The 23465-nt window shown below is 37.5% G+C and carries 26 protein-coding genes; 16 read left to right on the top strand and 10 right to left on the bottom strand.

Features of this window, described 5'->3' with window-relative positions; translation table 11 throughout:
• Positions 1–6: 6 nt before the first annotated feature.
• From LMF32_RS02750 to LMF32_RS02740, 3 genes are all read right to left on the bottom strand, one after another.
• Complete coding sequence (locus tag LMF32_RS02750) at positions 7–2097, bottom strand: RNA degradosome polyphosphate kinase (protein WP_230523779.1); 2091 nt, start codon at positions 2095–2097, stop codon at positions 7–9.
• Between the two features lie 26 nt (positions 2098–2123).
• Positions 2124–3683, bottom strand: coding sequence for a Ppx/GppA family phosphatase (locus LMF32_RS02745; protein ID WP_188203930.1), 1560 nt, complete (start codon positions 3681–3683; stop codon positions 2124–2126).
• Positions 3684–3811: 128 nt separating this feature from the next.
• Complete coding sequence (locus LMF32_RS02740) at positions 3812–4291, bottom strand: nucleoside 2-deoxyribosyltransferase (protein WP_092479160.1); 480 nt, start codon at positions 4289–4291, stop codon at positions 3812–3814.
• 165 nt (positions 4292–4456) lie between these two features.
• Between LMF32_RS02740 and LMF32_RS13555 the strand changes: the two genes are divergently transcribed.
• From LMF32_RS13555 to uvrC, 3 genes are all read left to right on the top strand, one after another.
• Complete coding sequence (locus LMF32_RS13555; protein WP_278046253.1) at positions 4457–5608, top strand: 3D domain-containing protein; 1152 nt, start codon at positions 4457–4459, stop codon at positions 5606–5608.
• A 23-nt stretch (positions 5609–5631) separates the two neighbouring features.
• A complete protein-coding gene (locus LMF32_RS02730) occupies positions 5632–5892 on the top strand; it encodes a hypothetical protein (RefSeq protein ID WP_092479164.1) in 261 nt (86 codons plus the stop codon).
• Positions 5893–6041: 149 nt separating this feature from the next.
• Positions 6042–7814, top strand: coding sequence for an excinuclease ABC subunit UvrC (uvrC, locus tag LMF32_RS02725; RefSeq protein ID WP_230523778.1), 1773 nt, complete (start codon positions 6042–6044; stop codon positions 7812–7814).
• Positions 7815–7855: 41 nt separating this feature from the next.
• Here uvrC and LMF32_RS02720 read toward each other — a convergent pair whose 3' ends face one another.
• Together LMF32_RS02720 and LMF32_RS02715 are read right to left on the bottom strand one after the other, a co-directional pair.
• Positions 7856–8203, bottom strand: coding sequence for an iron-sulfur cluster biosynthesis family protein (locus tag LMF32_RS02720; protein ID WP_230523777.1), 348 nt, complete (start codon positions 8201–8203; stop codon positions 7856–7858).
• 87 nt (positions 8204–8290) lie between these two features.
• On the bottom strand, positions 8291–8635 hold the full coding sequence (locus tag LMF32_RS02715) for an iron-sulfur cluster biosynthesis family protein (protein WP_230523776.1): 345 nt from the start codon (positions 8633–8635) through the stop codon (positions 8291–8293).
• Between the two features lie 696 nt (positions 8636–9331).
• Between LMF32_RS02715 and LMF32_RS02710 the strand changes: the two genes are divergently transcribed.
• The gene (locus LMF32_RS02710) at positions 9332–9898 is read left to right on the top strand and encodes a GNAT family N-acetyltransferase (protein ID WP_230523775.1); all 567 of its coding nucleotides are present in this window, start codon (positions 9332–9334) and stop codon (positions 9896–9898) included.
• A 63-nt stretch (positions 9899–9961) separates the two neighbouring features.
• Here LMF32_RS02710 and LMF32_RS02705 read toward each other — a convergent pair whose 3' ends face one another.
• Positions 9962–10486: an LURP-one-related family protein gene (locus tag LMF32_RS02705; protein WP_188203925.1), complete on the bottom strand. Its 525-nt coding sequence runs from the start codon at positions 10484–10486 to the stop codon at positions 9962–9964.
• A 250-nt stretch (positions 10487–10736) separates the two neighbouring features.
• Between LMF32_RS02705 and LMF32_RS02700 the strand changes: the two genes are divergently transcribed.
• Both LMF32_RS02700 and LMF32_RS02695 read left to right on the top strand, forming a co-directional pair.
• Positions 10737–11006 carry an ACT domain-containing protein gene (locus LMF32_RS02700; protein ID WP_188203924.1) on the top strand — a complete coding sequence of 90 codons (270 nt, stop codon included), beginning with the start codon at positions 10737–10739 and terminating at the stop codon, positions 11004–11006.
• Positions 11007–11020: 14 nt separating this feature from the next.
• Entirely contained in the window at positions 11021–12376 is a 1356-nt protein-coding gene (locus LMF32_RS02695) for a PFL family protein (RefSeq protein WP_230523774.1), read from the top strand.
• Between the two features lie 225 nt (positions 12377–12601).
• Here the strand turns inward: LMF32_RS02695 and LMF32_RS02690 are convergent, their stop codons facing one another.
• A complete protein-coding gene (locus LMF32_RS02690) occupies positions 12602–12766 on the bottom strand; it encodes a YvrJ family protein (protein WP_092479180.1) in 165 nt (54 codons plus the stop codon).
• A gap of 363 nt (positions 12767–13129) precedes the next feature.
• Here LMF32_RS02690 and LMF32_RS02685 point away from each other — a divergent pair, with 363 nt between their 5' ends.
• The 3 genes from LMF32_RS02685 to LMF32_RS02675 are packed head-to-tail and all read left to right on the top strand — an operon-like array spanning position 13130 to position 14091.
• On the top strand, positions 13130–13402 hold the full coding sequence (locus LMF32_RS02685) for a Gfo/Idh/MocA family oxidoreductase (protein ID WP_230523773.1): 273 nt from the start codon (positions 13130–13132) through the stop codon (positions 13400–13402).
• 11 nt (positions 13403–13413) lie between these two features.
• Positions 13414–13761 carry a hypothetical protein gene (locus LMF32_RS02680; protein WP_230523772.1) on the top strand — a complete coding sequence of 116 codons (348 nt, stop codon included), beginning with the start codon at positions 13414–13416 and terminating at the stop codon, positions 13759–13761.
• Positions 13762–13818: 57 nt separating this feature from the next.
• A complete protein-coding gene (locus tag LMF32_RS02675; RefSeq protein ID WP_230523771.1) occupies positions 13819–14091 on the top strand; it encodes a hypothetical protein in 273 nt (90 codons plus the stop codon).
• 108 nt (positions 14092–14199) lie between these two features.
• On the opposite strand, the gene LMF32_RS02670 is transcribed toward LMF32_RS02675, so the two are convergent.
• Complete coding sequence (locus LMF32_RS02670; protein ID WP_230523770.1) at positions 14200–15090, bottom strand: Cof-type HAD-IIB family hydrolase; 891 nt, start codon at positions 15088–15090, stop codon at positions 14200–14202.
• Positions 15091–15247: 157 nt separating this feature from the next.
• Here LMF32_RS02670 and LMF32_RS02665 point away from each other — a divergent pair, with 157 nt between their 5' ends.
• Positions 15248–15937, top strand: a complete 690-nt coding sequence (locus LMF32_RS02665) for a uracil-DNA glycosylase (RefSeq protein ID WP_280521781.1) — start codon at positions 15248–15250, stop codon at positions 15935–15937.
• 236 nt (positions 15938–16173) lie between these two features.
• Here LMF32_RS02665 and LMF32_RS02660 read toward each other — a convergent pair whose 3' ends face one another.
• A complete protein-coding gene (locus tag LMF32_RS02660; protein WP_230523769.1) occupies positions 16174–17448 on the bottom strand; it encodes a transposase in 1275 nt (424 codons plus the stop codon).
• 323 nt (positions 17449–17771) lie between these two features.
• Between LMF32_RS02660 and pta the strand changes: the two genes are divergently transcribed.
• The 6 genes from pta to LMF32_RS02630 all read left to right on the top strand — a co-directional run bounded on the left by pta (position 17772) and on the right by LMF32_RS02630 (position 22091).
• Positions 17772–18746, top strand: coding sequence for a phosphate acetyltransferase (pta, locus tag LMF32_RS02655; RefSeq protein WP_230523768.1), 975 nt, complete (start codon positions 17772–17774; stop codon positions 18744–18746).
• Positions 18747–18917: 171 nt separating this feature from the next.
• Entirely contained in the window at positions 18918–19391 is a 474-nt protein-coding gene (gene tsaE / locus LMF32_RS02650; RefSeq protein ID WP_092479195.1) for a tRNA (adenosine(37)-N6)-threonylcarbamoyltransferase complex ATPase subunit type 1 TsaE, read from the top strand.
• A 3-nt stretch (positions 19392–19394) separates the two neighbouring features.
• Positions 19395–19925, top strand: coding sequence for a GNAT family protein (locus tag LMF32_RS02645; RefSeq protein ID WP_188203916.1), 531 nt, complete (start codon positions 19395–19397; stop codon positions 19923–19925).
• A gap of 116 nt (positions 19926–20041) precedes the next feature.
• A complete protein-coding gene (truA, locus tag LMF32_RS02640; RefSeq protein ID WP_188203915.1) occupies positions 20042–20785 on the top strand; it encodes a tRNA pseudouridine(38-40) synthase TruA in 744 nt (247 codons plus the stop codon).
• A gap of 279 nt (positions 20786–21064) precedes the next feature.
• The gene (locus LMF32_RS02635; protein WP_230523767.1) at positions 21065–21592 is read left to right on the top strand and encodes a GNAT family N-acetyltransferase; all 528 of its coding nucleotides are present in this window, start codon (positions 21065–21067) and stop codon (positions 21590–21592) included.
• Between the two features lie 112 nt (positions 21593–21704).
• Positions 21705–22091, top strand: a complete 387-nt coding sequence (locus LMF32_RS02630; RefSeq protein WP_230523766.1) for a GntR family transcriptional regulator — start codon at positions 21705–21707, stop codon at positions 22089–22091.
• Between the two features lie 188 nt (positions 22092–22279).
• On the opposite strand, the gene LMF32_RS02625 is transcribed toward LMF32_RS02630, so the two are convergent.
• The gene (locus LMF32_RS02625; protein WP_230523765.1) at positions 22280–23386 is read right to left on the bottom strand and encodes an IS4 family transposase; all 1107 of its coding nucleotides are present in this window, start codon (positions 23384–23386) and stop codon (positions 22280–22282) included.
• Positions 23387–23465 lie beyond the last annotated feature (79 nt).

The following is a 23465-nucleotide window of genomic DNA, read 5'->3' as shown; positions in this document are numbered from 1 at the left end:
GTTTGTTTAATTTGATTCAAAAAAGCCTCTTTTATCCCGTTCATTGACGACTTGTTCCATAAAGTATTGTTGACTGTTTACTAAAGGCGCATCATTTTGGATCAATTGATAAGAACCATCCGCCAGTTGTTGGCGTGCTTTTACGTTATCTTTTAAATAAACCTCTAAGATAGATAAGATAGTTTGATTGATTTCGTCATCTAAAATGGGAAACTCAATCTCAACGCGCTTGACCATATTTCGTGTCATCATATCTGCAGAAGATAAATACAACTTATGCGCTCCGTTATGACGGAAGTAGTAAATCCGACTGTGTTCCAAAAAGCGGCCGACAATACTGACTACACGAATATTTTCGCTAACTCCAGGGATTTGTGACCGCAAGCAACAGATTCCTCGAATGATCAAGTCGATTTTAACACCAGCTTGACTGGCTTCATACAATTTTTCTATCACGACTTTGTCCGTTAAAGAATTCATTTTAGCAATCATATGCCCATTCCCGAATTGTTGATGAAAAGCTATTTCTGTATCAATATCTTCTATATAAGAATCCCGGATATCAAATGGGGATACAGACAAATGGTTATAAACAGGCTGTTGGGAATAACCGCTCAAATAGTTGAAAAAATTGGTGGCATCTTCTCCAATTTCCTTATTGGTAGTAATCAGTCCCATGTCTGTATACAATTTAGCTGTAGAATCATTGTAATTTCCGGTTCCTAAATGAACATAGCGGGTAAGAGTGTTGCCGTTCTTTTTGACCACTAAAGAAATTTTACTATGCGTTTTAAGATTGTTCATGCCATAAATCACGTGACAACCGGCTTCTTCTAGTTCTTTTGCCCATTGAACATTTCGTTCCTCATCGAAGCGAGCTTTTAATTCCACTAGCACAGTTACTTGTTTCCCGTTATCAACCGCTTGTTTCAGTGCTTGGACGATAGGAGAATCGCTGCTGACTCGGTACAGCGTTTGTTTGATCGCCAACACATGCGGATCTTCAGCTGCTTGCTGGATAAACTCGACGATCGGATAAAAGGAATCATACGGATGATGAAAAAAGAGGTCTTTTTCATCCGCTAGTTCATAAATGGTTTTGTCGATCAATTCTTCAGGGTACACTGGAGAAAAAGGCGGGTAACTCAAAGTCGGCAGCCTCTCTGAAAGATAGGTTGCGATGTCACCTAAAACAGTCAAATCTAACGGACCATCCATCAGATAGACATCTCGGGCTTCCAGTTCCAATGCAGTTGTTAAATAATCGATATCTTCTTGGATAGTTTTATAAGGATTCCTGAAGTCGACTTCTAAACGAACAGCCATCCCTTTTTTTCGCTCTTTCAAATAATCTTCAATCACAATGAGCAAATCTTCAGCACCTTGTTCGTGGATCTCCAAATCTGCATTGCGAGTTACCCGAAAATTGAAGGTGCTAGTGACCGTGTAGCCGTTGAACAAAGAACCGATATAATGAGTCACTAAATCTTCTGTATAGAGGATAGTGACTTCATCACCGATTTCAATCGGAACGAATTGGTCCGCTAAAGCAGGTAAAGGAACGACCGCTATTTCTGATGCCCCATCTTTTTCTAAATGGACGAAGACGTTGATCAACTTATTTTGCAAATTAGGAAAAGGGCGATAAGCATCAATACCTAAAGGCGTCAATGTTGGAAAAACCAGCTCGAAAAAAACATTTTCTGCCAACTGTTTTTCTTCAGGAGATAAGTCGTTGATGGATTTGAAAAAAACACCATACTGGGTCAATTCTTGGGTCACTTCTTTATATAGTGAATACTGATATTCTACATTTAAGCGATTTTTTACCGAAATAGCTTCTAATTGTTCCTCAGGAGATAATTGAGTCTTGTTATCAGTTTGAGTGTAATTGGACTTTACTTGATCTTGTAATCCCGCTACACGAACCATAAAAAATTCGTCTAGATTCGAACTCCCGATTCCAAGGAACCGCAGCTGTTCTAATAAAGGGTTTTGTTGAGAGTCGGCCTCCGATAAAACCCGGTAATTAAAATCCAGCCAACTCAATTCTCTGTTTTCATATAATTCTGGATTCGCATAGTCTATTTTTGACATTCCTCTACCCCCCTTTGAAGAAGCTGTTAAGACGTATAAACCGGGTCATCAGCCTCTATAAATTGAATATCCACTTTTGCATCTAATATGCGTTCTAAATGTTTTTTCTGTCTATTGGCCCTGTACTCCTCAGCTAAAACATCGCCTTTATGAACAATACGAAGGGTATAAGTGTCATCATCTGTTTTTTCAATAGCCAGATCTTTGACGACATTGATATGGGAATCATTTAAAGCTTCACTGAATTTGATAATGCCGCCAAGATGATGCAGCAGGGTAAGTTCATCCTCTGTGAACCAGTCTTTTATTTCTTTGATGTACTGCTTCAATAAAGACTTGTTTTTATAACTTGCTAAGAGAGCCAATATAACGCGGTCTTTATGGTTCAAACCAGCTAAGTTGCTGTTGGCAATAATGTAAAAAGTATTTTGAGATTGAGCATCGTTGTCGATGTAACTGCCCAAGTAATACAAGTAAGATCCAGAACGCAAACACGTTTTCCAATACGCATCAGCTTCTAAAATATTTTCATTGGCTAGGACAGAGAATAATTTATCTGCGATAGAGACCCGCTGTCTAGCGACCATAGGATGAATATTATATAAGCGAGCAGTGCGTTCTACGGTTTGTTTACGAATTTCATGCAAATCGAATGGGTGATTGTGGTGAATGTTCAAGTACTCCATTATGACCCCTTCGCGCAATCCTTTATTGCTGAAAATAAAAGCAGAGGCTTTTACAGTATCGAATAAAGCATTGAACACTAGATTTGCCGGCAAAATAATATCTGTCCGGTCACGGCTCAAACCATCTAAATCATTCAACTCGTCGGTATCAAGATCTTCCAATGTATCTAATGTTTTACTTAAATGTTCTCTTTCCATTTGGTAACCATGAATCCCGGCAAACGGATAATCAATCATCCGCTGATGGATATTGGCAATATTCCTTGCGCTCCCGCCGATAGCAATAACAGGGACTTTTTTCTCTTGGATCCAAGGAAGAGAAGAAAATTGTTCTTGAATAAAACTGTTCGCTTTCTTGATCGCTTTACGGTCATTATGAGCTTTTCCGTCAAAAAACATCTCTTTCAGTGTGACGACTCCAAAAGGGAAACTAGTAGAATGCACTAATTTCTTGTCTTCAAAATAAGTGATTTCTGTACTTCCTCCACCAATGTCTATTGTAACTCCATTTGGCTCGTCGATAGAGTGCAGTACGGCGTAATTCCCGTAATAGGCTTCTTGTTCTTCAGCCAATAAAGTAATTTTGATGCCAGTTTCTTCTTTAATATGGTCTAAAATTTCTTGCTGATTTTTTGATTGCCTTATAGCTGCAGTAGCTACCGGCATCAAAGTGTCTACTTCGTATTGAATCGCTACTTGTTTAAAGCTGTGCATGATTTCGGTTAATTTGTCGATACCTTCTTGGTTTAAGATTTTCTCTTCTGAAAGGTATAAATACAAACGAGCAGGAGTTTTAATGTTTTGCAATTCATGAAGATTGTAATAAGCGTCTGTTTCAAAAATAACCAACCGAACGGTGTTGGAACCGATATCGATTAAACCAATTCTCTCTGTTGACATAAAAAGACCTCATTCCTGTAAGAAACTTTTATAAGTTTATCTTACTGGAATGAGGTATTTTTGTCTAAAATTTGAAATGTAGCAAGGTTTTTAAGCAAATTAGAATGTTCAGAAAGATGTCAGACGTGTTACAAATATGACTGAATGCCTTTCAATAAGTCAGCAGAGTTAGTGTAGATTGCTCCATTCATTTTTATCAAGCCGACTGTATAAAGATTAATGTACGCAAATTGCGACTCTGCCGGCTGTTGCAAGGCGTCTAATTTTTGTTTATTGGTTGCTCCTTGTTGACGAGAATCACTGAATAAGCCGACAATCGGTATTCCAGCTTGGTAAGCTACACCGATCTCTGAAGCTACTCCGACATCGATTGCAGGACCGTCTAATACAGCTACCATTAAAGAACTGCTTAGTAAAGCATCGGTATCATATTTGGCGATAGCAATAGAATCTGCATAAGCGTTTTTATCATTGATGTCACCTTGTTCTTGAGGAGCATAAACCTCAACTTCAGGATAGTGCTCGCGAATTTTATTTATTAAAAATTCATTATAAGTATATTCCATTTCTGAAAAAAGCGGACTGGCATAATAGATTTTATTCGACATTTTTCTTCCCCCTTATGTAATGTTACAGAACCATTATACTACAAATAGATATTGTAATAAAAAGTAAAAGGAAAGAAATGTAGTAAACTAGATTATTGGGTATAATGTAGAAGGCTTAAGGAAACGGATAAAAAATATAAAAAACATTTAGAAAGGCGTTGTCTTATGAAGAAGAGAACCATGAGTTTTTGTTTAGTGCTTGGAATGATGATGACAGTTTTTGTTCCAACAGTAGGAGAAGCAGCAACTTTAGAAGAAATCAAAATACAACAACAATCTAAACAGAGTGAAATGATTTTGCTAGACAACCAAATCAACGACAAATTGAGTGAAGTAAATGCAAAAAATGCTGAACTGGAATTGGTCGAACAAGAAATGGTCACTCTAGAAAATACAGTAGAAGAAACAGGGAAAGAAATTGCAGCACAAGAAGAAATCGTTGAAGAACGTTTAGAACAAGCAAAAGATCGACTAAAAACGATCCAAACAACAGAAGTCAATCAAAACACTGTACTTAGTCTGATTGAATCAGAAAGTGTTACTGACTTTTTGAATAGAGCTTATGTACTTATGACGCTTCAATCTGCTGGAAATGACCAAGTAGACATGGCGCAAGAAGAAGCTGAAGAATTGGAAGCTTTAAAAGAAGAACAAGCAGCAGAAATTGCTGAATTGAAAGAGCAATCACAATTAGCTCAAGAACAAAAAGAAGAGTTAAACAAAGAAGTTGCGAGCTTGCAACAAACAATGGATGAAAATAAAGCTTTATTAGATCAATTAGATAAAGAAAGAGCTACTGAAGAAACGCGCTTAGCAGAAGAAGAACGTTTAGCTAAAGAAAAAGCAGAAGCTGAGAAAGCTGCAGCTGAAGCTGAAAAAGTAAACAATGAAAAAGTTGTTGCAACACAAACTGTTTCAACAGAAAAAACAGCACCTTCCACAACTAAAGTAGCTGTTAAAGAAGAAAATCCAGTCAGCAACAAGAAAACAGAAGAGAAACCAGAACCTGCAAAAACAGAAAATAGTTCATCAAGCAAAACGATTGTCGTTTCAGCAACTGGTTACTCAACACAACAAGCTGGGTTGAGCACTCATACGGCAACTGGTATTGATTTGAGAGTCAACTCGCGCGTAATCGCAGTTGATCCAAGCGTCATTCCTTTAGGTTCTAAAGTAGAGATTCCAGGATATGGTGTATTTATTGCTGGAGATACTGGTGGAGCAATCAAAGGAAATAAAATCGATATTCACTTCTCAACTGTTCAACAAGCATTGAGCTGGGGAAGAAGAACGATCACAATCAAAATTTTAGACTAAAATGAGCTAAACAGGTGATGAAAATGGAAAATACAATAGATATTGATTTTTATCAAGATAAAGACGAAGATGCTTTTTTAGATGCATGGGAAGAAAAGTATGGCGAACTTGAAGAAAGTGAGATAGATGCACTTTATCAAGCCATTGCTGAAGATATTCACCAGCAAGTAGAAGCGCAAGAACACAAATTAGGCAAGAAATACGTCTATAAAGAAGTGTTCGTTGGATACTCTGATTTCAACAATTTCAATCAGCTGTATTTATTCAGTCAAAAAAAGAACTAAATATTGTTACAAAAAAACAACGACAGAGCTCACATCTGTCGTTGTTTTTCAATTACTGATATAATAGAAGTCATACGATAGTAACTAAAATTCCGATTTTTTTAAAAAATAAATGACACATAATACAAGTAGACAGGAGAATTTAGTAAATGGCAAGCGACCTTATTAACAATAAACTCATGTTACTACCTGATTTACCAGGTTGTTATGTGATGAAAAATAAAGACAATGAAATTATTTATATTGGAAAAGCTAAAAACTTAAAAAATCGTGTTCGTTCTTATTTCAAAGGAAGCCACGAAGGAAAGACTCAATTATTGGTAGAAGAGATCCGAGATTTTGAAACGATCATCACGCAGACAGAAAAAGAGTCACTGTTATTGGAAATCACACTGATCAAAAAACATCAGCCGAAGTACAATATTAAACTAAAACAAGGTACACATTATCCATATATTAAAATTACCAATGAGCGTAATCCACAATTAATCATTACTTCTGATGTCAAAAAAGATGGAGGCTATTACTTTGGGCCATACCCAAACGTTTATGCTGCTTCTGAGACACAGCAATTGATCCAAAAAATCTATCCCCTCAGAAAATGTAACGGACGGCAAACCAGAGCTTGTCTTTACTACCATATCGGACAATGTATTGGTCCGTGCGATCATGAAATTCCAGAAGAAGAATACAAAGCTCAAATTGATCGTATCAGACGCTTTTTGAATGGCGATGTAAAAGAAATCAAAACAGAGTTGCGCAGCCGGATGAAAGAAGCTGCAGAAAAACTTGAGTTTGAAAGAGCGGCAGAGTACCGGAATCAAATTCAACACATCGAAACCACTGTGGAAAGACAAAATATCATTACTAATGATCCTACGCCTAGAGATGTGTTTAGTTTCTATATGAATAAAGGATGGATATCCATTCAGACATTCTTTATCCGTCAAGCAACATTGATCAAAAGAGAAGCGACTATTTTTCCTTGTTACGATACACCCCAAGAAGAATTAGCTTCTTACATCGTTCAGTTCTATCAAGAGAAAAATCATATCTTGCCAAAAGAGATTCTGGTGCCTGAAGGAATGGACACTGATGTTTTAGAAGAGGTATTGCAGATTTCGGTTCGGACTCCGCAAAAAGGGCGTAAGAAAGATATGCTGGATCTAGCGACCAAAAATAGTGAAGTCGCATTGAATGAGAAATTCAAATTGATTGAAATGGATGACAAGAAGACTGTTGGTGCGATAGAAGAATTGTCAGAAGCTTTAGGTATTCCTTATATTCATCGAATCGAAGCCTTTGACCATTCCAACATCCAAGGTACAAGTCCGGTTTCAGCAATGGTTTCGTTTAAAGACGGATCCCCGGATAAAAGCCAATACCGAAAATACAACATTAAAACCGTTGAGGGAAGTAATGAGTTGGCAACAACTAAAGAAGTCGTCCGCAGAAGATACTCGCGTTTGCTGAAAGAAGGCAGCCGATTGCCAGACCTGATTTTAATGGATGGGGGCAAGATTCAAGTCAATGGAGCGATCGATGTGTTGGAAAATGAGTTGGGCTTAGACATTCCAGTAGCTGGGATGGTAAAAGACAACAAACATAGAACATCCTCGTTGATATTTGGAGAATACCATCAAATCGTTCCGCTAGAACCGACCAGCCATGCGTTTCATCTTGTTCAACGAATACAAGATGAAGTTCATAGATTTGCGATCACTTTCCACCGTAAAGTGCGCAGCAAAAACAGTGTCGCTTCTAGATTAGACAGAATAGCCGGTATCGGACCAAAACGAAGAAAGAAAATCATGACACATTTTAAATCCGTGAAAAATATCCGTGAAGCCGATGTGGAAGAGATCACTCAATTAGGTATTCCGTTAGAGATAGCTAAAAAAATAAAAGAAGAAATCAATTAAACAAAAACTCCGAGAATCAGATACGATTCTCGGAGTTTTTTTTAGTATAATTTGTTGTTAGTGTCATCCACAACAGCAATGTCTGGATTGATCATACCAGCGTCGCCAGTCAGGTATAAAGTGTTTTTGTCTTTTTTGTAATCTAATTTTATATTTTCATTCAAGTCGTCTAAGTGCGTACTTTGAGTGTAGACATCACCAATAGTAGACTCGATAGGTGTGTCTAGTTCTGGATGATCAGAAGTTACTAATTTTAAAGAAAATTCTCCTCTGATCCCACATGCAAAACCACCTGGAACATCGTTGTAAGAAAGAGCCAATTGCCCTTTATGCTGCTCTTGAATGTGAGTTAAGCGTTCTTGAGCTGATTCAGTTACCGTTAAAAACATGGGATGCCTTCTTTCGTTTGAATTATTCTTATTATTTGTAAGTGATTATACTATAACGCATTTTTTACAAAAAGTCCATACCATTGCTTAAAGCAGCTGTTGTCCTTCTTGATCTGTGATGATGACGTTCGGGTTCAGCATACCAGATTCACCTTTTAATTCGAGCGTATTTTTTGCCGGTTTATAATCTAAGGTCATCTGTTGATCTAAATAGGAAAGACTCCATTTTTGTATCGACAATTTACCAAGAGATGTTTCGATTTCGCCGTCCATGTCAGGGTTTGGAGTGTTTTGTAACTGAAGAGTAAAAATACCTGTATTTCCACACTCGCATCCAACTTTTGATTCATAATAGACGGTTAAATCACCTGAGTTGGAAGATTCAGCTTTTTTGATCCGCTCGTGTGCAGCATCTGTAATAGTCAAAAACATTAGAAAAACCTCCTTTGTACATCAAATGGTAGACCTATTCTCTAGTAGAATAGGGATGTTTCATCTATAGTATACTATTTTTTCAATTATTAACCAACCACTGCTAAAGCGTTTTGAGTAGGAGTAGTAAGGAGAAGTTGTTTAGAGGGGATCTACTTAATAAGTTAGAGTGAAAAAGATGCGGGGATCTCAAGTAGACGGTGTCTATTTGAGAAGTTGGAGTGGAAAAGATGCTGTGATATCAAGTAGAAGGAGTCTACTTAACAAGTTAGAGTGAAAAAGGTGCTGTGATATCAAGTAGAAGGGTTCTACTTAACAAGTTAGAGTGAAAAAGGTGCTGTGATATCAAGTAGAAGGGTTCTACTTAACAAGTTAGAGTGAAAAAGGTGCTGGGATATGAAGTAGAAGGGGTCTACTTAACAAGTTAGAGTGAAAAAGATGCGGGGAATCAAGTAGACGGTGTCTGCTTGAGAAGTTGAAGTAAAAAAGGTGCTGAGATGTCAAGTAGAAAGTGTCTGCTTGATAAGCAGCAACGAAAACAGTATTTAGTTGGTGTTTAGCAGCAGAATACTCCACCAATAAGAATGTTAAACCAGGTAAGAAATGATTTAGCTGTCTCTTCAGTGGGGTTTGTTTAACAATTATTTTTCATGTAGTATAGATTGAAAGAAAATCAAATAATAAGAGGTGCAAAAAGTGATACGACAAGCTGAGTTGAAAGATAAAGAAAAACTGATAGAAGGGATTCTAGCCATTTGGAGAGACATGGAAGCTCCATTTGTGACAGAGATCCCTATAGCAGAGTTAAAAGAAATAATAAGTGAAAGTATGAAACAGGAAGACTTTCGATTCCATTATGCCAACGGGATTGTTTATGAAATTGATGGTGAAATCGCTGGCTTTGCTTACGGGTATAAAGGCGAAATGGAAGAAGGCATCGATCAAGGTTTTAAACAGTTGCTGATTGATAGAGGTTATCATCATAAGATCAATCTGACGTTTGATTTGGAAACAGAAGCCGGAGAATGGTATTTAGATATGTTATACACTTATCCTGATTTTCGAAAACAAGGGGTAGCAACTAAACTATTGGCTGAATTACCCGCTGTGGCAAAAAAAGCAGGAGAGTCTGCGATTGGGTTAAATTGTGATGTAGCCAATCCAAAAGCAAAAGCGTTGTACAAAAAGCAAGGGTACAAAAAAGTAAAAAACATTACGATTGTTGGTCATGAATATGATCACATGGTAAAAAATATTGATTAAAAGACTTTACATTACAAAAAACGGCATCAGAGCCTACTCGCTCTGATGCCGTTTTGACAATTTTTAAATCGGGTGTATCGCAACCGTTTTTTTCTTTTTAACTGTTAAGAAATCTTGTTGGCGTCTTCGCGCATAGTGATCCACGATCAAAGCAATGACCACACAAAGAGGAGCTTGATGCGGTTCATGGACTGTTAAGGCATAGAAATCGCCTCGTGCAAAGCAACTTTTTTCCATTTCCATAATGGTAGTGGTACCGCGGCGAATCACGTAATGGCCACGTTCAAAATCTCCAGAAACTATCCAATTCAATTTATGAACCTTGAAATAGGTTTTAGAAAAAGCAACATGCTTGGTAATAGTGCCGATTTTTTCTCCTCGTACATATAAATCAAATTTAGGCAATAAGGAGAGCGTTGCTTGTTTTACCTTCACAAGCAGCGAACCGTTCATAGCGTATAGCGAAATTGAGTCTCCTACTCGTCCCCAAGTCCCTACAGCTAAAAATACATCTTCTCCAGCATGGTTTTTCACGATCACTTTATCTTGTTTGGAGACAAATTCTTCTCTCATATAAAGTCGAACCATTTTTATCCACACCTCTAACGATTATGACTTAGTTTATTGTGTTAGAAAATAAGCAACACATATACCTTTATCGTTTAAGAAATAACGACTATTCTATACCATATTTATTATACCAAAAAAAGAAGAAAAATCGAATACCTGACTATTACTATTGTTTGATTTGCGAAATGAGAAAGTAACAGAACTTTAACGCATAAAATGGTAAACTGGACTAAGATACAAAAAACGGATTATTCAGGAGGAATCAGTTATGAAAGCTATCGTTACAGTTATCGGAAAAGACAGAGTAGGGATCGTCGCAGGAGTCAGCAAGAAATTGAGCGATTTGAACATCAATATCAACGATATTTCACAAACGATTATGGAAGGCTACTTTACCATGATGGTATTGTGTGATTTGGCCAATAGTGAATTAGAGTTCAGTCAAGTAAAAGAAGAGCTTGCTGCTGTAGGAGAAGAGTTGGAAATAAAGGTGCGCATCCAACGTCAAGAAATCTTTGATGCTATGCACACGTTATAAAAGGAGTACACAAAATGGAAATCACAAACATAGTCGAAACGGTTCGCATGATTGAAGAAGAAAATTTGGATATTCGTACAATAACGATGGGGATTTCATTATTGGATTGCATTGATGCAGACGGAGAAAAAGCGCGTCAAAAAATCTACGATAAAATCACCACCAAAGCAAAAGATTTGGTGAAAGTAGGAGAAGAAATCGAAATGGAATATGGAGTTCCGATCATCAACAAACGGATCTCAGTCACTCCTATTTCACTCATCGCGGGGGCTTCATCTGATAAAGATTATGTTGCTTACGCTAAAACCCTTGATGCAGCAGCAAAAAAAGTAGGCGTAAACTTTATCGGCGGATTTTCAGCGTTGGTTGAAAAAGGCTATCACAAAGGAGACGAAATTCTTCTTCGCTCTATCCCGAGAGCTTTAGCAGAAACAGAAAGAGTTTGTTCTTCTGTTAATATTGGATCTACCAAAGCAGGAATCAATATGGATGCTGTTCGAGATATGGGAGAGATCATTAAAGAAACGGCTGAATTGACTGCAGATACTCAAGGACTTGGCTGTGCAAAACTAGTCGTTTTCGCTAATTCAGTAGATGATAACCCATTTATGGCCGGTGCGTATCATGGAGTTGGAGAAGCTGATTGTGTAGTAAGTGTCGGAATCAGCGGACCGGGCGTTGTAAAGAAAGCTTTGGAGAAAGTAAAAGGGGAACCATTCGATATTTTGGCTGAAACAGTGAAGAAAACAGCTTTTAAAATTACAAGAATGGGGCAATTGGTAGGGCAAGTAGCTTCTGAACGATTGAATGTTCCATTTGGTATCGTAGATTTATCATTAGCTCCTACACCCGCAATAGGAGATTCTGTTGGTCGTATTTTAGAAGAAATGGGACTGGAGAGAGTAGGGACGCATGGGACAACAGCGGCTTTAGCGTTGTTGAACGATGCAGTGAAAAAAGGCGGTGTCATGGCTTGTGGTCATGTAGGCGGTCTGTCGGGAGCTTTCATTCCAGTCTCAGAAGATGAAGGAATGATTGAAGCGGTGGAGATTGGCGCATTGAACATCGAAAAATTAGAAGCTATGACTGCTATTTGTTCCGTTGGATTAGACATGGTAGCAGTACCCGGAGAAACTTCAGCCGCTACAATATCTGCTATCATTGCGGACGAGGCAGCTATTGGAGTATCCAACCATAAAACGACAGCTGTGCGTATTATCCCAGCACCAGGAACAAAAGTAGGAGACCGAGTTGAACTAGGCGGACTCTTAGGAACAGCCCCAGTAATGGCCGTAAACCCATTCGGATCAGAAGCCTTCATCCAAAGAGGCGGAAGAATCCCAGCACCACTACACTCATTCAAAAATTAGAGCGCTAAAAAAAAACGTTCAGCTCACCGAACAAAATCTCTTTAAGGACTGTTAGGTTCTCTTTACCTAACATCCTTAAAGAGCTCTTGGCAGTGTGAGCTGCTTTTTTTTAGCGCGTTTAAGACCAAGAGCGTGGAGAAAAACGTTTTGGCTTTAAACGACAAACCCATAAAAAGACAGCTTATCCTTATTGGATAAGCTGTCTTTTAGCTTAGAAACAATTGACTATGCAGCTGATTTGATGACGGTACTCAAATCGTGCAGTGCTTTTACCACGTCATCCAGTTTGGTTTCCATGCGCTGCAATAAAATCAATGAAATAAAAATTGGAAAACCAACATTACTGATCAATTCTATGACAGAAGTCCACCACTGTATTTCAGTTCCCATACACTCACTCCTTTCAGAATAGATTTGTCTCTAATGAAATAACGTTCGAAATGAAAATCTGTTACCTTGTATTATATGTGTCTTTAAACAAGAAAGCGGTTTCGGTTAATTATAATTGGGTAACTGCACATGGAGAGACAATGAAATAGAGGAGTGGAAGCGTTATACTAAAAGAGCGTTAGTAGAAACCGATTGCGTAACAAAATCTACCTGTCTTATTTCTATGAACCTTTAAAGAAATAAAGACTTTTAATCTTCCAGCAATGAAAGCGGTTATAAAATCATTATTTGAATAGGCAAGATTTAAGCAATAAGGTGGCTAAGCACTTAAACAATAAAAATTTAAGGACAGGTGAAGTTAACATGACAAAAAAAGTTAGACTTGGCATTATTGGACTTGGAGCTCAAGGAAGTATGTATGCTAAATTTATCAAAGACGGCATGGTACCAAGTATGGAAATTGGGGCTATTTGCGACATCGACACAAGTAAAGAAGCTGTTGCAAATACAGATTATCCAGGAGTTCCTTTCTATGAAGATTATATTGAAATGATGGAAAGTGGAAAAGTGGATGCTATTATCACTACTGTTCCGCATTACCTTCACCCTGAAATGGGAATTGAAGCTTTGAATTAGATGTTCACTGGGTGCAGCGTGGAGGACGCAATCCTGTAGAAGTATTGAAAGAATATGCTGGGAAAGTGGACTTGGTTCATTTGAAAGATTACCGAATCGTTCCAGTTCCTCAAGAAGCAGTAGATGAGTTATTGAAAGGCAATGGAGGAGACTTCATGAATGCATTCACTAACAATATCCAATTTGCTGAATTAGGACAAGGAACATTGGACTTGCCAGCGATCATTGAACAAAGTATCGCCAGCGGAGCTCGTTATTTGCTGGTAGAACAAGACGAGCAGTATGGACGCGATCCGTTTGATTGTTTAGCAGATTCTCGCGACTATTTAAAAGAAGCAGGATATGCAGACTTATTTTAATCATTTAAAGTAGATTGGTTCACTCCAGACGGCTTGAATACCTGGGGAGATGGACGTGTGTTCATTACCGGGACAAAAGGGACAATTGAGGTCCGCAAATATATTGATGTGGCGCGTGAAGAAACAGGAGATCATTTATACTTGGTAACAGCTGAAGGAGAAAAGCATTACTCTTTAGCTGGAGAAGTAGGATTCCCATTCTTTGGTGAAATGATTAAAGACTGCATCAATCGTACGGAACATGCAATGACTCAAGAACACATCTTTAAAGCACAAGAACTTTGCTTAAAAGCTCAAGAACAAGCTATGGTTATCCAATCTAGCATATAACAAAAAAAGAGTTGGACGAGAATGCCTCGTCCAACTCTTTTTGTATTTTAAATGATAGATTTTTATTGACGTAGAACTAATAAGATGTGTAGTAAATAAGTTTTTTACTTAATTCACGTTCAACTTCTCTTCTAAACGGTCATTGAAAATCAATGATATACCTTCTGCAACTCCATTTTCGCTGTTAGAAGATGTCAAGTACCTTGCTACTCGTTTTGCTTCTTCTGCGCCATTTTCCATAGCGAAACTGTATCCAGTGATTTCCAGCATAGATAAGTCATTGATGTTATCCCCAAACGTCATCACATCTTCCAAATCGATATCCATTCTATCAGCCAGCTCGCGAACCGCAATGCCTTTTTGAGCTTCAATATGGTTGATCTCGATATTATTCTCAAAAGAAGAAGTGATAGCCAAATCACCAATCATATTTAATTCAGCTGAAATAGGATTTAGTGTTTTTGCACCATCTTGACTGAATGCAATAATTTTCAAGACATCTATCGTCTCATCTTCAATCAATTTATCATAATTATCGATGTAATGGATATTCATGATCTCCAAACGAGCTGCAGCTAATACGACAGCCATTTTATAGGTAGTATCAGGGTTCGTTTCAAAAAGCAAAGAAGCAACAGACTCGATACGTTTTGCTCTATTGTCTGAAAAGATTCCTTTACCGGTAGTGATCTCACAATACAAATTGTTCTCTCTGATAATTGTCAGGATTTTACGAGCTGTAGCTTTGTCGATGCCAGCCGTTTTTAAAATCGTTCCATGTTCATCATAAACTTGAGCACCATTTAAGGTTATGATCGGACAGTTCAATTCAACTTCTTCCAATAAAGGTTTAGCTTCCGTGTATCCACGTCCAGTAGCTACTACAAAAGGAATCCCTCTTTTTTTTGCTTCGCGAATTGCTGAAGCATTTGCTATCGAAATCTGCATCTTTTCATTCAGCAATGTTCCATCCATATCCGATACGATCAATTTTACCATTTTCCAGCCTCCAGAATTGTTTGATTACTTCCAGTTTAGCATGACAAAGTCAAAATAGCACATTAAAATAAGGAGGGGTTATTTCTTGTGAAAGAAAAACAACTCTTGTAGGATAAAGACAGGATAATAGAGATAGAAAAGAGGAATAAATGTGACGATTCCAGTTGAAAACGATTGGGCACCTATTTTAAAAGAAGCTAGTGAGACTACTAGTTACCAACAATTGAGAGAATTTTTAAAAAAAGAATACGAAACAGAGACTATTTACCCAGAAAAAGAAAATATCTGGCAAGCATTCGAATGGACGCCTTACAGCAAAGTCAAAGCTGTCATTTTGGGACAAGACCCTTACATTCGAGAAAACCAAGCACACGGACTGAGCTTTTCTGTAAAACCGGGGGTAAAAGTACCGCCTTCGTTAAAAAACATCTATAAAGAATTGGAATCCGACTTAGGGTATCCACCTGTAGATCATGGTTATTTAAAATCGTGGGCAGAGGAAGGAGTATTGTTGCTGAATACTGTACTGACTGTTAGAGAAGGTCTGTCTCATTCTCACAAAGGAAAAGGTTGGGAAGCGTTGACTGATTTTGTGATTCAAAAGCTGAATGAACGAGAGGAGCCGATTGTGTTTATCTTATGGGGAAATCCTTCTATTAAGAAAAGAACGTTGATTGATGAGACGAAACACATTGTTTTAACATCGCCGCATCCAAGTCCTTTATCTGCCAGAAGAGGTTTTTTTGGAACTAAGCCGTTTTCTAAAACGAACGAAGCTTTGATACAAAGCGGACAGGAACCGATCAATTGGAAATTGCCTGTTGCAGCAAAAGAAACAACACCTTGAAACTGTAATAGTTTTATCCTATAAATAAAAGTTATTTGTGTAATAGAATAAATTACGTTGTACCATTTTTTGTGAAAATAACTAGCATAGAAATAAGCCATAGGCTTCATTATTTGTAAAATAGCGAAAAGTAGTCAGTTCATTCCATGGTTTGTGTAAAAAAAGCGTCTGTTTTTTAACTCTGCTTTTATTTTTGCGCACGCCAAATAAGCTATCCCTTCTAATTTTTTAAAAAATTAAGCTACCCAAGCAGTTAGATGAGCTAGATGGTTTTTACTGATCTTATCTTTCGCAAAGGCTAACATAATGAGAAAAGTCATTGTCACAAAAAGATTCAGTTTCTTTTTTCCTCGTATCGTATGATTCTCAAATAGGTAATCTCGATCGATTCGTCCATTTACTCGCTCAATAGAGGTTCGCTTTTTGTAGATTCGTTTGAACTTAAAACTATCCCTAGCGACTTTGTTAAATATACGTCTGTCTTCTTCACATTTTATTCTGAAAAGCCGGTTATCCTGATATTGAGGTTTAAATCCATAACGTAAAGAATCTGTTTTCTTATCATATCCCTTATACGCTAGCTTTATCTCATTTCCTTTTCCATCGACATAGGAAACCGCTCCGTTATACGTATAAATCAAATCTGTATCTCGATATTGTTTGGTTAGCGTATCTTTATCCCACTGGTTTTTAATATCAATAATAGGGATTATTTCTTTAGATTCAATGAGACTTAATAATGGAGCTCCATCATATCCTCTGTCAGCTAGAAGATAGTCACACTGTTTCGCTTGTGAGGTAGAAAAATGTTTGATCAGTCTTTTTGCGACCGTCGGTTCGCCTTCAGATGCTTTAGTCACTTCGTAGGCTACAGGCAATTCATAATTTGCATCAACGATTAAATGAAGTCGATAACCAAACCATGTTTTCTTCTTTGTTATCTTCTCGCCATTGGCTGTCGTAGTGGTATATTGTTTTAGTGTGAAATCTGCTTCAGTATCTCTTCTGCCATCATATTCTACTTTTTTATTTGGTTTTGTAGCATAAGAAGGGATAATTTTTCCATCTAAAGCTAAAGTTTGCCCAAATCCATCCAGTGTTTCATATAAATTAGTGACCAATTCAGTAAACATCTCATCTAATAGGTGTTGATGGAGCAGTAACTTTTTTAAAAATCGAGAAAAAGCAGCTTCTGTGGGAGCTAGTTGAACCCTATACTTTCCTTTTTGTGAGCGCGAAAAATGAGGTTGAAATCCGCATAGTTCTCTGAGTTGGCTATTCCGCTTCAACTCTCGAATCAAAGAAGCGACAGAGCGATGTTGAAAGACAAAGCTAGCTACGAAAGCACGCCACATGGTATGAACTGGATAATCATTTCTGCCCTTTCCGCGTTCTTCTTCTAATGCAGTTAACAGGTTTTCATCCGGTAATGCAGTTAATACATCATTCAACTTTTCTAAATCGCCTAATTCATGGTTTTCAAATAATGATAATTGTGTTATTCTATTCATGGAAAAAGTGACCTCCTTATATGAGTCTGATAACCATATTTTACTACTGTTTCAGTAGTTTGAGGCACTTTTTCTCTTATCTTTTTTAGTTAGTCGCAAAATATCAAAAATGATAAATCGCCAATAAGAAAATGCTGATACAGCAGTCTTTCTTATTGACGATTTTTATTTTAACCACATTTACAGCCCTAGAGCCCCATGGGCTCGCCAACAACGTGATTTATTCGTAATAAGTATAAAAGATAGTTGAAACAACTGTATTTTTTCGTGATATAGTAGTATCATAGAAACTGTAGTATAAAACGATGTTGGAGGGAATTAGATTGGAACTATTTGAAAGTTTAAAATCCAAAGTTTTAGGAAAAAATGTGCGCGTGGTTTTTCCAGAAGGAACTGAACCTCGTATTTTAGGAGCAGTTGTACGTTTACAAGCTGAAAACCTAGTACACCCAGTACTTTTAGGAAACGTTGAGGAAATCAAACAATCGGCTAAAGATAATGGATTTGATGTTGAAAATATCGAGATCATCGATCCAAGCAGCTATGGCGAAATGGAAGAAATGGTAGAAGCTTTTGTAGAACGTCGTAAAGGAAAAGCAACTGAGGAGCAAGCTCGCGAAGTTTTGAAAGACGAAAACTACTTCGGAACAATGTTGACTCACATGGGCAAAGTAGACGCTCTTGTAAGTGGAGCAGTTCACTCAACTGGAGATACTGTTCGTCCAGCATTGCAAATCATCAAAACTAAACCAGGCGTTAGCCGTACAAGTGGTGCGTTTATCATGATGCGTGGCCGTGGACAAGAAAAATACTTGTTCTCTGACTGTGCAATCAACGTGAACCCTTCTGCACAAGAGTTAGCTGAGATCGCTGTTGAAAGCGCTAAAACGGCAGAAATGTTCAATATCGATCCTAAAGTAGCTTTGTTGAGCTTCTCAACTAAAGGTTCTGCTAAAGCTGAAGAAGTTACAAAAGTAGCTGAAGCAACAAGAATCGCTAAAGAACTAGCTCCACAATACGAAATCGATGGAGAGATGCAATTTGATGCAGCATTCGTTAAATCTGTAGCAGATCAAAAAGCACCAGGTTCAAACGTTGCTGGAGAAGCTTCAGTATTCGTATTCCCAGAATTGCAATCAGGAAATATTGGTTACAAGATTGCTCAACGTTTTGGTAACTTTGAAGCTATTGGACCAATCTTGCAAGGATTAAATAAACCAATCTCTGACCTTTCTCGTGGATGTAACGAGGAAGATGTTTACAAAACAGCGATCATCACAGCTAACCAAGCTCTATAATCTGCTGTTGTTCACTCCAAAGTGGATAGACTAAAAAGGCGCTCTTAGGGGCGTCTTTTTTTATGAGTTGATTTTGAATTCAATCGGGTTCGTTTTTCGAAAGTAAAAGACTTCTTTTGGAATCAATGTTAAAATAATCCATAAATACTTGTCTAAAGAAAGGTGAGTTTGATGCTGACATTTTACGCAAAAGACGAACAAGAAACGAAAAACATCGCCGCAAGCTTAGCAAAACTGTTGAATGCTGGGGATGTTGTATTGCTGGAAGGAAATCTAGGTGCTGGAAAAACAACCTTCACTAAAGGATTAGCTGAAGGATTGGGCATTAAAAGAGTCATCAAAAGTCCCACCTATACGTTGATTCGCGAATATGATGAGGGACGAGTGCCTCTTTACCACATGGATGTTTATCGTTTAGAAGAAACTGGTGGTACAGATCTAGGTTTAGAAGAATATTTTGAAGGAGAAGGCGTCTCTGTGATTGAATGGGCCACGTTTATCCCTGAAGATATTCCAGAACAGCATTTAGAAGTCCAATTAAAACCAGTAGGGGAAGAGCTGATGGAACGTAAAATCACTTTTATCCCAAAAGGTGAACGCTATGAAGCTTTGATTGAAGAGTGGAAACAACTAGAAGGAGAATAGTGTATGGGAGAAAAAGTAGATGTGGTCATCAGAGAAGCTGTTCCAAAAGACGCGGAAGGTATCTTAGCCCATTTAAGCAGCACAGCTCTTGAAACCGGGTATATGACGATGGGAGAAGAAGGCCCAGGCATTACAGTAGAAGAAGAACAAGAACAATTGGCCAAACTGTATGAGTCGGATAATAACGTTTTGCTGGTAGCCTTGATCGACGGGAAAATCGTTGGTACGGCTTCTATCCATGGTTCTTCAAGTCCAAAACTGAAGCATATCGGGGAAGTAGGAATTGTGATTGCAAAAGAGTATTGGGGCTTTGGATTAGGAACGACGATGATGGAAGAATTGATTTACTGGGCAAATGAGCAGTCAAAACTCAAACGTCTGGAACTGACTGTACAAGCCAGAAATAAAAAGGCTCGTCATTTGTATGAAAAATTAGGATTTCAATTAGAAGCTATTATGCCGCGCGGAGTAAGAGACAACGGAGAATATTTAGACGTTTGCTTAATGAGTATGATGATTGGTGAAATAGACTAAGTTAGTCATACATAAAACTAAGTTTGAATGAAAAAGCAAAGATTTACTGCAAGCTACTGTGCATCACTGAGGTATAAACATTAGGCAATGCAGATACAGATGATAAGAGGGATAACATGAAAAATATTAAAATGACGATCGAGTACGATGGCGGCAGATACTTAGGCTGGCAAAGACTGAGTAATTCAGATAAAACGATTCAAGGGAAAATAGAAAACATCTTAACAAACATGACAGGAACGAAAGTGGAGATCATCGGATCAGGACGTACGGATTCGGGGACACATGCCAAGGGACAAATCGCTAATTTTAAAACAGATTCGACTATGGCTTTTACAGACATGCTGGACTATCTTAATCGTTATCTACCACAGGATATTGTCGTAAAGAAACTAGAAGAAGTACCTGAAAGATTTCACGCACGATATAATGCGGTTGGAAAGACTTACAGTTATCGCATATGGAATAATACGATCCCATCGGCATTTGAGCGTAATTACAGCTATCAGTATCCAGATAAACTAGATATCGATAAGATGAATGAAGCGTGCGAAAAACTGATAGGTACACATGACTTTATCGGTTTTTCTTCTCTTAAGAAGTCTAAAAAATCAACTGTCAGAACGATTGACGAAATCAAGATTCAAAGAGAAGGCAACATCATCCGCTTTACCTTCACGGGAAATGGTTTTTTGCATAAAATGGTCAGAATTATTATGGGAACTCTTTTGGACATTGGAGCCGGAGTGATGGAACCGGAATATATAGATACCATCTTTAAAAGCGGCGTCAGAAGCCAAGCTGGCGAGACAGTGCCCGCTCAAGGATTGTTCTTAGAAGAAGTTTATTACACTAAATAATACTAGTTTTACTGCTCTTTCTGTAACCAACATGCTATAAAGATTTCCGTACTCTCTCTTTAACAGAGGGAGTTTTTTTGTACAAAAAAATGACAAAAATTTTATGAAAAAAAGGATTGTTTCTTAGTCTTTTACCGTATATAATTTGATTTGCCGCAAAGATGAAGGGAACTACATAACCAAAAACTTGATCCTATAGAGTAGACAGACTAGATGGTTCGAATTGGACTTGCGAGTAGAAGATAGGTTGACGAAAGTCACAAAAAAGGAGAATTAAAATTGTTAAACGTAACCTATATTATGCCAAAAACTGGTATTCGCAAAGCTGCTCTTTCAGATTTACCAGACATAGTAAGAATTTATAATGACGCTGTTTCGTTAGGCGGAATTACTTGCGACATTGATCTATTCACGACAGAAGAAAGAGTTCCTTGGTTTGAATCGCATCAATCCAGTGAATATCCATTGTTTGTCTATGAAGTGGATGGAGATATTGCAGGATACAGCCATTTAAGTGCTTATCGAGCTGGAAGAAGAGCGGTAGAAAAAGTAACAGAGATCAGTTACTACGTAAATAAACAGTACCGCAAACAAGGAATCGGATCTCTTCTGGTCAGCCATACGATCAATCAAGCTATAGAGATAGGATACGAACAGATTATTGCAATGATCGTAGAAGGGAATCAAGGAAGCGAAAATATGCTTCTGAAACATGGTTTCTCTCAATGGGGACGCATGCCTAAAATAGCCGTATTCAACGGAAACAGACATGATCATATCTATTATGGGTTAGATTTGATGAATTAGATGTGGAAAACTCTTACGCTGAAAATTAAAGCGTAAGAGTTTTTTGTTTTTTATTGACTATTTCTTAATTGTTGTTATACTTATTATATAACAAACAGAAGGGTGATGAATAATGATTATCAAAATCAATCCCCATGATGAAACACCTATCTACACGCAATTGATGTATCAGATCAAAAAAAATATTATTCTGGATCGACAAGCAGTAGAGGATGGATTGCCGAGTGTTCGAAGTCTGGCAAGCGACTTGGGAATCAATATGCATACTGTGAACAAAGCATACAACCTGTTAGTAGATGAAGGCATGCTGATCAAAAGCAAAAGAGGGTATTTTATTCAAGATAGAGCTACTTTGAAGCCGCATGATAACGTGAAACAAGCGATGTTGGAAAAGTTGGCACAAGTCCAAATCGATGCGGAAATTTATGGTCTGTCTGAACAACTGATTGAAGAATGGTTGACGGATATCAAACAGCAATTGAAAGGAGAGGTGAAATAACATGTGGCTATTTTATAGTATAATGATAGGTCACTAGTGTTGCATAAAAGTAGTCAGAATATTCTGTATTGTTGTTTTTTGGAAAAAAATAAAAAAAAGACAAGTGCTTGCGCAAAGGATGGCTATTTCCAGAAAAATTTTGCTTATTTAGCTGATTCAATGAGCAGTCGACAACAGTTTCTTGTGTGTCAACTAGGCACTAAAAGTTCAATCCATTTCTCTGCAGGCTGAAATATGAGATAGCGAAAAAGACGTTTGATTTGGAAAATAGACTGATTCGTTTGGGTTTCTAATTGAATTAAATAGGTTAATAAGCTGGCAATCATGGCTAAAATCAATTGATTCTTGACTCCTTGTTCGCTTCTTGAAAAAAACTTTTTGATTGTCATGTGCTGCTTAATGTGTTTAAAAAACAGTTCTATTTGCCAACGAGCTTTATACATCTCTGCAATTTCAGTAGCTGAGCAGTCAAAACGATTGGTGATAAATGAAAGAATTTTCCCTTTTTGATCTTGAATAGTCACTAACCGAAAGCGGGAAGTTAGGTAATTTTGAGCACCTAGTGCGACCATTTGGTCGCTGAGAATAAAATCCTTTTTAGAGTCTGTGAATGTTTCCAGAACATGAAATTTCGTATTTTTTTTGATTCTTGTCACAAAAAAGTAGCCCTGCCAATGCATCTTATCCATTCGTTCAAAATCTAGGTATCCACGATCGAATACATAAGTTGCTTCAGGTTGATTGACTAACACTTCTAATTGATTTGTATCATGTTCAATCGCATTCGTTATCGTAAAATCGTCTGGATAAAGATGCTCATTGTCCATAAAACAGAGTTTTAAGTGAAGTTTGACTCCTGATTTTGTTCTACGAAAATCAGCCCATTGATAAAGATTTTGATTCAGTGAAAAGGTTGAAGAGTCAATAAGATAGAGACTATTTCGTTTATCCACCGGGCGGTTCTTTTTAATCTGACTAAGAAGCTGGTAAAAAATAGCTAATAGAATTTCTGTGTCCATTTTGGAGAGAACTCTGGAAAGCTGAGAATAACTAATACTGTCAATCCCAATCTCTTTCTGCAGTTCTTCGGAAACAAAAGCAGTATCGATATCTCTAAAGCTTTCTTTCTCTTCATTGATAGCATGAAGAAATAGTTGTAGAGCTCGAAAGAAACTAAGTTTCTTCTGGTATTTATCAAAGGTAAGAATCTTTTCACGAATAGCAATCGGTAATTGTTCTAATTTAATTGCCGAAAGCCATTTATTAAAAGCAGAATTTAAGTTATACTTATCCATACGTAGGTCCTTTTTATTGGTCTTGGATAAGTCATCCGAGTTCAGTATAAAGGATTTTTTTGTATATTGGAATAGAACA

It is taken from the genome of Desemzia sp. C1, assembly GCF_020882875.1.
In the GTDB taxonomy this organism is placed as follows: domain Bacteria; phylum Bacillota; class Bacilli; order Lactobacillales; family Carnobacteriaceae; genus Desemzia; species Desemzia incerta.
This window is presented reverse-complemented; position numbering and strand designations above follow the sequence as displayed.